The organism is Kocuria sp. KRD140 (assembly GCF_017168375.1).
In the GTDB taxonomy this organism is placed as follows: domain Bacteria; phylum Actinomycetota; class Actinomycetes; order Actinomycetales; family Micrococcaceae; genus Kocuria; species Kocuria marina.
On sequence record NZ_JABFAW010000001.1, the window covers coordinates 366838 to 378359 of the forward strand.

Sequence of the window (11522 nt, forward strand, 5' to 3'; positions counted from 1 at the left end):
CATGCAGAATCCTTAGGATCATATCGTCACATGACGGGTGCTGTCCCCGAACATGACGACACGTCCCGAGGCCAGCGCAGCGGCGTCGGACACCTGCCACGTGTGGCTGTCCGAGCCGCGGAACTGGACGAAATTGAAGCGGTCCGCCGAGTAGATGACGTAGCCGGCTTCGCGCACCGCGGCCAGGAAGGACGTGTCCTCCCCCGTGCTGCGCCGCTGGAACGGGATCTGCCGGAAGACCTCGCGGTAGCCCGTGATCGTGGGCCCCATGACGAAGTCCGTGTATCGGTGCTCGCGGTGTGGGAAGCGCACCAGGGTGGCGTCCTGAGACTCCACGTACATGTAGTGCCCCTGCTTGCCCACCACGTCCGCGTTCGCATAGCGCAGGGCGTCCAGGAGGTCGGCGAGGTAGCGCGGGGCGTAGTAGTCGTCGTCGTCCATCTTGGACAGCACGTCCCCGGTGGCGTGCTCGACCGCGAGGTTGAGGCACTCCCCCAGCGTGAGGGACGCGTCCGCGGCCACGGTGGTCACGCGCTGGATCCCGCAGTCCTCGACGACGCGCTGGACGTCCCGCGCCCGCGGGTCGAAGCCGTGGGCCACGAGCACCACGTCCAGCTCCGCGTCCACCTGGGCCGCGATCCCGCGCAGGGCGTCCGGGAGTCGATGCGGGCGGTTGGTGCACAGCAACACGGTGACGCTGGGCCGGGTGCGGGCGACGGCGAGCTGCGGGACGGCGCGTTCCACGATCGTCTCCACGCGGTGCGTGTAGGTGTGCTGCGCCCAGATCTCGCGCTGCGCGCGGTGTACCATGCGATCTGCCAGTTCCGGGCTGCGCACGAGGGCACGGATGACGTCCGCGGCGTGCTCGCGGTCCGCCACAACGGACAGTTGGTCGTGGGAGAAATACCGTCGCACGGCATCGGACGGTGTGGAGACCACGGGGGTGCCGCACGCGGTGATCTCGAAGATCCTCCGCGCGCACATGGACGGGGAATCCACGACCGAGTTCACGTTGAGGAAGACCCGGTACGCCTTGTAGGCGGTGAGCATCTGGTCGTAACCCAGCGAGCCCACCACATGCTGGTCCAGGGGCTCGGGGAACTGGTAGCGCTCGTCCTGGCCCAGGTAGCGGGAGAAGATCTCGAGCCCCCTGTCAAGTTTCGCCGAGGCATCATGTGCGCCGCCGAGCAGCACGTCCATCTGCTCGCGCCGCTCGGGGAACTTGTGGGCGAAGTACATCCCCCCGAAGGCCACGTCCCGCTCGTGGAACCCGTTGCGGGGCCGCGCGGGGTTGTGCACGGCGGGTTGCGCGGCGAAGGGCAGCACCCCCACGCGCTCGTGCCCCAGGTCCCGGTGGTAGTCGGGGATCTTGTTGACGTCCGTGGTGAACACGGTGTCGAACAGTCGCGCGCACTCCAGGAAGTCGTCGTAGTGCGGCGGGTCCTCCTTGTTCCAGAACACCGTGGGGATTCCCTGCTCGCGGCAGTGGGCCACGAGCTCGCGCATCGACCCCTTCACGCCCGAGGTCCCGGTGAGTTGGTACTGCCACTCGTCCGCGTTGCCGTGCCACGCGGACTCCACGAACAGCAGGTCCACGGGCTGCGCAGCCAGTTCGGCGCGCCAGTTCCGCCGTGTGAGCACCACCTGGTGCCACTCGTAGTGGAAAGCGCGCAAGGAGAAGTCGTCCAGGATCACCGCGGCGGTGAGGTCCCCGCGCACCGGTGCGCGCTCGGGCCACTCCTGTGCCGCGAACGAGACCGTGCGCTGCGCGCCGTCGTTCCCGGCGGAGGCGGCGTCGCGGCCGGCTCCGGTGACGACGGCGCTCGCGGACGGTCCCGCGGGCAGTCCCGCCCGGCGCCGGTAGGTCCGCCACTGGGACACCCCGCCGTGGCGCAGGTGCCACAACTGGGTGCGCAGATCACCGGTCAGCGAGCGGGGACTCACGCGTGCACCTCCCGCAGTTCGGTGCGCACGAGCCGATCCATCAGCTCGAACTTACGTTTGTGGGCGGCCAGGTTGTTGCCGGCGGCGAGCTGCTTCATGAACTGCTCGTACTCCTCCGTGACGGTCTCGGGGTCCCCATCCATGAGGGTGTCCCCCTGGTCCAGCCACACCACCCGGGTGCACATCTCCCGTACCTCGTTCATCGAGTGGGACACGAACAGCACACACCCGGCTTGTTCGCGGATCTGGGCCATGCGGGCCTGCCCGCGTTCGCGGAACTGGGCGTCCCCGGTGGACAGAGCCTCGTCCAGGATGAGGATGTGCGGGTCTGTGGCGGTGGCCACGGCGAACCGCAAGCGCGCGGCCATCCCGGAGGAGTACGCCTTCATGGGCCAGTGGATGGCTTTGCCCAGCGCAGCTACCTCCACGAGCTCGGGCAACAATTCGTCCACCCGGCGCGGGTGCATACCCTGCGCCAGGCAGCCCAGGCGGATGTTCTTCTCCCCGGACAGCGCCGGGACCAGGGAGACGTTGACCCCCAGTTTCACAGGGGTGTCCACTGAGTAGACCCGCCCCGACGTAGGATTCATCTGCCCGGCCACGATGTTCATGAGCGTGGACTTCCCGGACCCGTTGCGCCCGATGAAGCCCACGAACTCGCCCTGGTGTACCGCGAGCGTGACGTCGTGGACGGCCAGGTTACGCACGATCGGGGGCCGCCCGAGCGCTCGCCGGGCCCATCGCACCGGCGCGGAGACCGGGACCTCGTCCCCACCGCCCGTGGACGTGACGTTGTAGATCATGCTCACGTGGTCGATCACCACGGCGGGCCCGGCGCCGGGTTCCCGCGCAGGTGCGGGAGCGCCGTCGCCGGGGGCGGGCACACCGCTGAGGCGCTGCGCGGAAACGCCCGACATACCCGGGGCGTGCGACGCGACGTCGTCGTGCCTAGCGTTCATCCGCGTAGTTCTCCTCGTTGCGCCAGAACACGAGGAAACCGATGATCAGGATCCCGAGGGATGCCGTGACCAACACGGCCCATGAGGACCAGCTGGGAACCTGCGCGCGCAGCACCAGATCGCGGCTGATGTAGAGCACCTGGTACAGGGGGTTGAAGTGGAACAGGGCCAGAATGCGCTCGTCGTCCACGAAGCGGGAAGGGTCGTAGAAGATGCCGGACGAGTACATCCACAGCCGCATGAAGAAGGACAGGATGTTGGAGACGTCCGGGATCCGGTGCACCGCCGGGGCCAGGAGCATGCCCAGTCCCCAGTTGAAGATGCTCTGCAGTACGAAGACGGGGATCAGCAGCAGCCACGTCCACGAGATGGGCTCCAGGGGCGGGACGATCAGCAGGAACACCAGGATCGCCGCGAGAGCGTAGAGCTGTGTCATGGCATCCCGCACCACGATGGACAGCGTGAGCGCGGCACGCGGGAACATGAAGCCGCGCACAAGCGCCTTGGCGGAGGTCATGGAGCGGGAGACGGAGACGACGGAGCGGGAACTGTACAAGAACATCGTGAGTCCGAGCACGATGAACGCGACGAAGTTGTCGATTCCCCGGCCGGTGCGCAGCAGCAGCCCGAAGATGAGATAGAACGTAAAGCCCAGTAGCAGTGGGTTGAGCACGATCCACGCCTTGCCCAGCAGGGTGTGGTCCTGGCTCACGGCCAGGCGGACGCGGGCGTCGTAGAGGATGAAGTAACGGGAGGCCCACAGGTCCTGGAGGTACTTGCGCAGGGGCGGGCGGGCGCCCACGGCATGCATCGCGGTGGGGTCGAAGGTCTCGACGGTGCGGTCCTCCGGTTGCCCGAGTCCCCCGCTGACCTGGGCGGTGTTGCTAGTCATGCTCCGGTCTCCTCGGGGGGGGGGTAGATCGCTGTCCGGGGGACGTCTTCATTCAATTCACCATACCGCGTGGAGGCTTGCTGGGCGATCACCCGCCACGTCCTGTGTGCGACCACCCAGTCCCGCCCGGCGTTCGCGAGACGTTCGCGGTGATCGGGGTCCCGGGCCAGGCCGAACAGTGTCTCGGCAAGGGTGTCCGGGTCCTCGGGCGGTGTGAGCAGCCCGGTCTCGTCGTGGCGCACGCTCTCGCGCAGGGCGGGCAGATCACTTGCGACCACGGCGGTGCGCGCAGCCATGGCCTCGACCGGCTTCAGGGGGGTCACCGCGCGGGTCACGGAGCGGTCCTTGCGCGGGATCACAAAGACGTCCAGGGCCGCGGTGTACTGCGGTGCGAGGGCTCGGTCCACGCGGCCGGTGAAGGTCACGACGTCCTCGAGACCGAGCTCGCGGGCCCACCGCTGCAGGGTGGGGCGGGCCACGCCGTCCCCCACCACGAGCACCGCCAGGGACGGTATGTGCGGGCGCAGTTGGGCCGCGGCGCGCAACAGGTCATCAATGCCCTCGTAGTCCACCACGGAGGTCACGGTGCCGATCAGAAACGTCTCCTGGGCGAGGCCCAGGGCGGCGCGGGCGTCGTGTCGGGACGGTGCGTTCTCCACGAGGGCCCCGCCCACGGCGTTGGGGGCCAGGTCCACGCGCAGGGGGTTTTCGGAGGCGGATGCCGGTGTAGGCAGCTCCTCGAGTCGTCGGGCCATTTCCGTGCCCAGCGTCACGGTGCGGTCCGCGGTGGTCACGGCCCACGCCTCGCGAGCCTGGAAGCGCTCGTAGCGCTCGGACGTGAGGGCCTCCGGCGGGCGGGTCGCGGCCCACGTGTCCGCGAGGAGTCCGCGAACCTCATAGACCCACGGGATACCCAAAGCCTGGGCCACCGCGTGTACGGCCAACGCGTTGACATAGTGGCTCGTGGTGTGCAGGACAGCGGGCCGCGTGCGCAGCGCGAGCTCCAGCAGCGCGTGCGCGTGTTGCTGCACACGTCCCGTGGCGGTCGCGGACAGCCGCCGCGGGAGCACGCGGTGGTACGGGATGCCGTCCACGACGTCGGTGTGGCGGGCGAGCACCTTGCCCACCTGCACGGGGTACCCCGGGCGGGTCATGGCGTGGACGTCCCACCCCTCGTCCCGCAGTGCGGTGAGGTACGAGTGCGAGCGCTGCGCGTAGCCGCTCGCAGTGTGCGGCAGGGAGTTGGTCACGGCGTAGAGCACGGTGCGGTCCCTGGGCCGGTAATCGCGTACAGGTTCCAGCCGCGGGAAGAAGTCGCCCAGCAGATCCCGCTCGGCGGCCAGGCGGCGCGCGAGGGCTCGTTCACCGCGGGTGGTCCGCCGGAGGGCCTCGGCGTCGCCCAGCACCTCCACGGCGCGGTCCACGTTGCCGTGGTACCACTCGAGGCGCGCGCGGGTCGCAGCCGCTCCCGGATGGTCGGCGGGGAGTGCGGCGAGCAAGCTCGCGGTGAGGCCGGTGTCCCCCATGCTCAGGGCTACTTCCGCGCCGCCGCGTAACGACGCCGTTGTGTCCCCGTTCCTGCCCCCCCGCGCCAGGGCGCTCAGCGCCGTTCTCGGCCGCGGCGGGCCCGGACGCGTCTGGTCCGACCCTGCGTGTTCCCGGTGCTCGTGCTCCGGGTCCTGCGTCGTGAGCTCCGAATCCCCTGCAGAGGCGAGGGCGCGGGAGAGGGCGGCGCGAGCGGCGTCGTCGTCCCCCAGGACATGCAGGGCGGTGGCCCGGGCGGCGAGACAACGCGGGCCGGGGACCCGTGAGAGGACGTGGGCCGCGGGGGCGACCCAGCGCCGCGGCAACCGGCGGGAGACCTGCAACCAGAAGACCACGGGGTCGTCGGTGACGTGCTGGCCGATCGTGCGAGCCGTGAGCCACGCGTTGACCGCGAGTTCACGGGACCGTTCGCGGCGCCGTGAGCTCATGAGGCCATCCGCTCGACGCCCCCGAGGCCCCCGTCCGCGACGCCCTGGCGTCGAGAGGCGTGGTCGGTATCAGGGGTGCCGGAATCCGCCTCGGCGGCGGGACGACCCTGCGCAGCACCGCCGTCGGCCGTACGGGCGGTGAACGGCGACTCGCGCGAACCCGCCCCCGCGACGCCGCGCGTGACGGCACGCAGCACCCTGCCCAGGCGGGGCAGCACGCCCTGACCGCACACGCGCGAGTACTCGCGGACGGTGGCGCGCAGGTGCTGGTCGTACTGCACGGACAGGTCCGCGTAGTCCGCGTTGTGCCGCACCCATTCCCGGCCGGACCCACTGGGGACCAGTCGCGAACGGTCGGCCTCGAGCGCGCGCCACAGCGCGGCGATCTGCTCGGGATCGGAGGCCACGATGTCCCCCTCGCCCGCGTCGGTGAGCACGTGGGCGGCCTCGCCGCGAACGACCGCGGTGATGTGCCGGCCCACGGCGAGCACCTCGTAGGTCTTGGAGGGGATGGTGTCCTCGAACGACTTCCAGTCGTCACGCAGGGAGATCACGACCGAATCCGCGTCGCGATAGCGCTCGAACACGCGCTCGCGGTACTCCGGGGGCAGGAACTCCACGTTGGCGCCGAGCCGGTGCGCCAGCTGCTGCAGTGCGGGCTTGCGGCTGCCGTGACCCACGAGTGTGAGATGGACCGAGTCCCCGGCCAGGTGGGCGGCGCGGATGAGCCGGTCCAGGGACTGGGACTCGCCGTGGTTGCCCAGGTACAGCACCCGCAGCCCGCGCCGTCGTGCCGGAGGAGGGGGCAGCTGCGGTGTGCGCTCCAGGAGGATGCCGTTGCGCACCGTGACCACGTTGTGCACCCCTCGTTCGCGCAGGGTGCGCGCGAAGCCCTGGGTCACCGTGACCACGAGGTCCGCGCGGTTCTGCACGTACACCACGGCGCGGTTGACCACGGACTTGGACCCGCCGCGCACCAGGGAGGCGTCCTCGGCCAGGTTGGGCCACGCGTCCCGCATCTCCACGACCAGGGGGATCCCCTTGACGCGCGCCACGAGCAACGCGGACGCCAGCAACGGTAACGACGGCGCCGTGACCACCACGACGTTCTGGCGGCCCGTGAACAGCCCGCGCCCCACGGACGCGGCCGCGCTCACGAGCTGGTCCAGCAACTTCCCGGCACGATTGTCCCCGAGGAACACGTAGGGCACCCGGTAGATGTGTTCACCCAGGAACCCCGCCTGCCGCCGCCACGCCCGACCGCGCGTTTGCGTCGAGTAGTCCGGGCCCGCCCCGTAGTGCGCCACGGGACACACCACGGACACGGTCCACCCCCGCTCCCGCAGGTGGCTCACGAGCGAGTACCACCGCCGCTGGGGCGGCGAATGCTCGGGCCAGTAGGAACTGGCCATGAGCAGCACCCTCAACGGAGGCTGGTCACCCGGTGAGGTACCGGATGCGGGGGGTTGTGTGCGGTTCATGGGCCTCTCGCGGGGGGTCACGAGTCGGGATGGGTGGGGGTGGTCGAGCGGTTACTGGCCTTGCTGGTCCAGGGACGTGGCGTACTGGTCCAGGGTGCCGTCGGAGATGGCCTTGCCGATCCGTTGCATGGCGTCGGTGTCCGCGACGATGATCGACTGGCCGTCCGCGGAGGTGCCCACGCCGTTGTTGGGCACCGTGAACATGTGGATGTCACTGCTGCTCAGGCCCACGAGCTTGGGGGCCTGTTGGGCGATCCACCCGGAGGTGAGGCCGTCACTCACGGTCAGGTACGGGGAGATCTCCTTGACCACCTCGTTGAGTTTCAGCGGATTGGTCAGGGTGCCGGCGCTGACGAGCTTGTTGATCATGGCCTGCAGGTACGCGCGCTGATTGCGCACCCGCTGGTAGTCACCGTCCGAGAACGCATAGCGCTCCCGCACAAACGCGAGCGCCTGTTCCCCGCTCAGCTCCTGGGGCCCGGCCTCGAAGCGATGTCCGTCCTGGGAGGTGAAGGCCTCGGGGACGTTGACCGTCACCCCGCCCAGGGCGTTGGTGAGGCCCTCGAAGCCCGCGAAGTCCACGAGCGCGACCTCATCCACGCGGGTTCCGAAGTTCTGCTCGATGGTCTCGACCATGAGCGGCATCCCGCCGTGGTCCAGGGCGGCGTTGATCTTGGACTCCCCCACCCCGGGGATGTCCACCCACGTGTCGCGCATGATGGACATGACGTACATCTGCCCCCCGTCCTCGGGGATGTGCAGCAGCATGATGGAGTCCGCGCGGGAGCCGGTGACGTTGGGGTCCACACCGTCGGGGCGCTTGTCCGAACCCAGGAGCAACACGGTGGTGCCGGCGTCCTGGGCGGAGCCCTTGGCCGGGCGGGCCGACTCCTCGGGGAACGCCGATTCCAGGGTCGAGGCCCCACGGTCGAAGTTGCGACCCAGGTTCCACACGAACAGACCGGCGACCACGCCCACGACCAGCAGGAGTGCGAGCACCGTGAGCAGGATGTTGCGTCCGGTGTGTTTTCCGCGCGGGCGGGACTGTTCTTCGTCGAACTCGAACTGGTTCATGGACACGTGGCACTCCGTGGGTGGGGGGTCGGAATCGAGCGACACTCACCGGACAACGCTGCCGCCACGGCGACGCTGGGGATCACGTCCCGGGGGGCGGGCCGTCGGTCAGCGGAGCCGTTGATTGCTATCGCACATAGTACCTACGGCACGCGGTGAATCCATCCCTCGGTCCCGAATTTGTGCTCCACCAGCTCCCGGGCGGCGGCGAGTTCGCTGTCTGAGACCTTACCAACACCGGCCGAGTAGCGTTGCGTGAACGTGCGGGTCAGCGCCGAGATCACGTCCCGGCGGGCCAACCCCGTCTGGCGTCGCAACGGGTCCACGCGCTTCTTCGCGGAGCGGGTGCCCTTGTCCGAGAGCTTCTCCTTGCCGATGCGCAACACGTCCGTCATCTTCTCGGCGTCGATGTCGTAACTCATGGTCACGTGATGCACCATCCCGCCGTTGGCGAAGCGCTTCTGCGCCGCCCCCCCGATCTTGCCCTGGGGCGTGGCGATGTCATTGAGTGGTACATAGAACGCCTCGACCCCCAGGTCCGCGAAGGCCTGCATGACCCACGCGTCCAGGAACGGGTAGGAATCCGCGAAGCTCATCCCGTCCACCAGGGTCTGCGGCACGTACAGCGAGTACGTGATGCAGTTACCGGCCTCCATGAACATGGCCCCACCCCCGGAGACCCGGCGTACCACCTGTATCCCGTGACGCGCGGCCCCCTCCGGGTCCACCTCGTTGCGCACGGACTGGAACGATCCGATCACCACGGCGGGTTCGTCCCAGTCCCAGATCCGCAGCGTGGGATGGCGGTGTCCCGCGCCCACCTCCTTGGCGAGCACCTCGTCCAGCGCGAGGTTCTCGAGGGTGGGGCGCACCTGCGCGGGGATCACCTCCCACGCGTGATCGGACCAGCTCGTGGCCCGGGCCAGCGCTCGGCGCACCGCGATCACCACGGCGCGCGGGTCGAAGCCGAACAGCACGGCGTTGCGCGGCACGGCCGCCTCGATCCGCTCGACCATGTCCTGCGGCGACGTATCCTCGGCCAGACCGGTCAGGGCCGCATTGATGTCCGCGAGCGCCTCGTCCGGTTCCAGGAAGAAGTCCCCGTTGATGGACACGTTCTCCAGGTGTCCGTCCGTGACGTCGAAGTCCGCGACCACCAGTTTCCCGCCGGGGACCTTGTACTCCCCGTGTGCGCTCGTCGTGTTCATTCACTGACCTCCGCTGCGTGTGGTGGCCCGGGGCACCCCCGGTGTGGCCTTCGGGGTGGGGGTCCCGTCCCCGGAGGGCGACGCGGTGGCGCTCGGCCGGGCCGTGGCGTGTTCCGTCTCGATGGTAAGCACTGTGGTGGTGCCGGCGGGCAGCGAAACCGCGAACGACGTCGCTCCCGACCGCACCCCAGCGACCTCGGGTCGGTCGGCGGGCGGGGTGATGGGCAGGCCGTAGCCGTCCACGCTCACCGCGCCGTCGGCCGAGGAGCGTAGTGCGTTCTCCACGCTCAGGTGCACGCGCGGGTCCGCGGGGTACGACGACGTCGCCCCCGGTGCGGCGTCGTCCGTCGCCTGCTCCTCGGCTGTAGCGCCGTCGGGTGAGCCCGGGGCGTCCGCGGCGCCGCGCACCGGAGCGGTGGCGCGCCACGAGCCGCCGCGCAACTGGGACTGCGTGACGCGCTGCACCGGCCCGGGCGTGGTGACCGTGGTGGTGCGGGGGCCCGCGGTGGCCGGGTCCCGGAAGTCGGAGAGCACGAGCGAGGTGCTCCCGTCCGCGTGGGTCACCGCGAACGCCGTGAGGTCCTCGGACCCGGTGCGCGCCGGAGTCATGGTGCCCTGCGGAATGCTCGCGATCAACGCGAGCGCGAGGCCGTTGGCGCGCAGCCCGAAGCGTTCGCCGGGCGAGCCCACGGTGCCGTCCGAGCACAGCGGGGACATGGGCGGGCCACCGTGGCACGGGCCCAGGGACGAGTGCGCGGTGACCCGTTCCGCGGCGAGCGCCTGGACCCGGACGGAGTAGTCGGCCTGGTAGACGGCGGCGGCCAGGGTCTCCGTGATCTGGTTCCCGCCGGGGCACGAGGACAGCGAGGTCTCGGTGATCCACAGCGGTACGCGGTGCTCGTCCGCCACGGAGCGGGCGCGGGAGACCAGGGCGTCCACGCGCTCGCGGGTCTGCGGGGCCACCGCGTTGGTCACCGTGGGCTTCTGCCGGGCCCACCGCGTCCCACACTCGGAGAGTGGGTATTGGTGCAGTGCGAGCGCGAAGGGAGCCGTGCCCGGGGCCTCGGCGGCGACTTCCCACCACGGATCGGAATAGGCCCCCGGTGCCACGATGCGCAGGTGCGGAACCTTCCGGTGCACCGCGCGGGCGTAGGCGGTGAGTTGACGAGCGTAGACCGTCCGGTTCCACTCCGGTCCCTTGACGTTGAGGGGATCGTCCGAGCCCCGGTGAAACCCGTTGGGCTCGTTACCGATCATCAGCCCCACGAGCCGGTCCCCGAACGCCGCACGCGCGTGTGCGGCCAGATCCGCTGCCCGGTCCGGGTCGTAGCGAGCCAGGTTGGCGCTCAGGATCACGGACGTACCCGTGCGGTGCGCGAGTGCCGCGACGCGTTCCAGGTCCGCCGGGGTGACCTTCGTGATCTTCTCCTCCTTGGCAAGGGGCCAATTGGTGGGGATCGGTTCGTCGGTCGAGGTGAAGAAGAAGCGCCGGTCCGTGGAGTTGCCACCGAAGCGCAGGGTCGGTTCATGGAGGGACTGCAGGATCGAGATGAGGTCGTGATTGTCCTCCCCCAACCGAGGGTCCGCCAGATCCGTGGACTCCAAGGACAGCCCCACGGAACCGTGCCGGTAGTCCTCGTCCCCGGGACTCGTCCGGCTCAGGGTCACCCGCACGGTGGGATCGTTCTTGCGGGGTGCACTCCCCGGATAGGTCTCGGGGAGGTCCCGGACGGCCGCCACGAGACCCGGGTCCACGGCATGCAACGGCGCATTACGGGCCACCCCGGGAACGGGTCCGGTGGGCTCGGGCGCCGACGACGCGGACGGGTCGGGCTGCGGTCCCGCGCAGGCGGTCGCGCACAACAGGACGGTGCTCAGGATGGCGAGCGCGCGGCGTCGTACCGGGAGCCTGCGGTGTGGGAGGGACGATGCGCGCGGCCCGGAGCACGCGGGGGCCTGCGACGAACGGGACGGATTGGGTGACGGTGCGG

General features: G+C 69.9%; 8 protein-coding genes. All 8 read right to left on the bottom strand.

Going from position 1 to position 11522, the window contains the following annotated elements; translation table 11 throughout:
- Positions 1 to 18 precede the first annotated feature (18 nt).
- Positions 19 to 1944: a glycosyltransferase gene (locus J1M36_RS01605; protein WP_342358266.1), complete on the bottom strand. Its 1926-nt coding sequence runs from the start codon at positions 1942 to 1944 to the stop codon at positions 19 to 21.
- Complete coding sequence (locus J1M36_RS01610) at positions 1941 to 2903, bottom strand: ABC transporter ATP-binding protein (protein ID WP_240505718.1); 963 nt, start codon at positions 2901 to 2903, stop codon at positions 1941 to 1943. Before J1M36_RS01610 ends, J1M36_RS01605 begins: the two co-directional genes overlap by 4 nt.
- Entirely contained in the window at positions 2893 to 3795 is a 903-nt protein-coding gene (locus J1M36_RS01615) for an ABC transporter permease (protein ID WP_241246689.1), read from the bottom strand. The genes J1M36_RS01610 and J1M36_RS01615 overlap by 11 nt, the downstream gene beginning before the upstream one ends.
- Positions 3792 to 5768 (bottom strand): glycosyltransferase family 4 protein, encoded by a 1977-nt coding sequence (locus J1M36_RS01620; protein ID WP_206478502.1) that lies wholly within the window; start codon positions 5766 to 5768, stop codon positions 3792 to 3794. The genes J1M36_RS01615 and J1M36_RS01620 overlap by 4 nt, the downstream gene beginning before the upstream one ends.
- Positions 5765 to 7180 (bottom strand): glycosyltransferase family 4 protein, encoded by a 1416-nt coding sequence (locus J1M36_RS01625; RefSeq protein WP_241246690.1) that lies wholly within the window; start codon positions 7178 to 7180, stop codon positions 5765 to 5767. The genes J1M36_RS01620 and J1M36_RS01625 overlap by 4 nt, the downstream gene beginning before the upstream one ends.
- A 120-nt stretch (positions 7181 to 7300) precedes the next feature.
- A complete protein-coding gene (locus J1M36_RS01630; protein WP_240505726.1) occupies positions 7301 to 8323 on the bottom strand; it encodes an LCP family protein in 1023 nt (340 codons plus the stop codon).
- Between the two features lie 143 nt (positions 8324 to 8466).
- Positions 8467 to 9531 (bottom strand): lipoate--protein ligase family protein, encoded by a 1065-nt coding sequence (locus tag J1M36_RS01635; protein ID WP_206478505.1) that lies wholly within the window; start codon positions 9529 to 9531, stop codon positions 8467 to 8469.
- Positions 9532 to 11522 (bottom strand): hypothetical protein (locus J1M36_RS01640; RefSeq protein ID WP_206478507.1); only part of this gene is annotated, 1991 nt, incomplete at its 5' end.

What these genes read in the sequence shown, in the direction of transcription:
- J1M36_RS01610 (WP_240505718.1), bottom strand. Translation starts at nt 2,903, where the DNA reads ATGAACGCTAGGCACGACGACGTCGCGTCGCACGCCCCGGGTATGTCG.
- J1M36_RS01615 (WP_241246689.1), bottom strand. Translation starts at nt 3,795, where the DNA reads ATGACTAGCAACACCGCCCAGGTCAGCGGGGGACTCGGGCAACCGGAG.
- J1M36_RS01620 (WP_206478502.1), bottom strand. Translation starts at nt 5,768, where the DNA reads ATGAGCTCACGGCGCCGCGAACGGTCCCGTGAACTCGCGGTCAACGCG.
- J1M36_RS01625 (WP_241246690.1), bottom strand. Translation starts at nt 7,180, where the DNA reads ATGGCCAGTTCCTACTGGCCCGAGCATTCGCCGCCCCAGCGGCGGTGG.
- J1M36_RS01630 (WP_240505726.1), bottom strand. Translation starts at nt 8,323, where the DNA reads ATGAACCAGTTCGAGTTCGACGAAGAACAGTCCCGCCCGCGCGGAAAA.
- J1M36_RS01635 (WP_206478505.1), bottom strand. Translation starts at nt 9,531, where the DNA reads ATGAACACGACGAGCGCACACGGGGAGTACAAGGTCCCCGGCGGGAAA.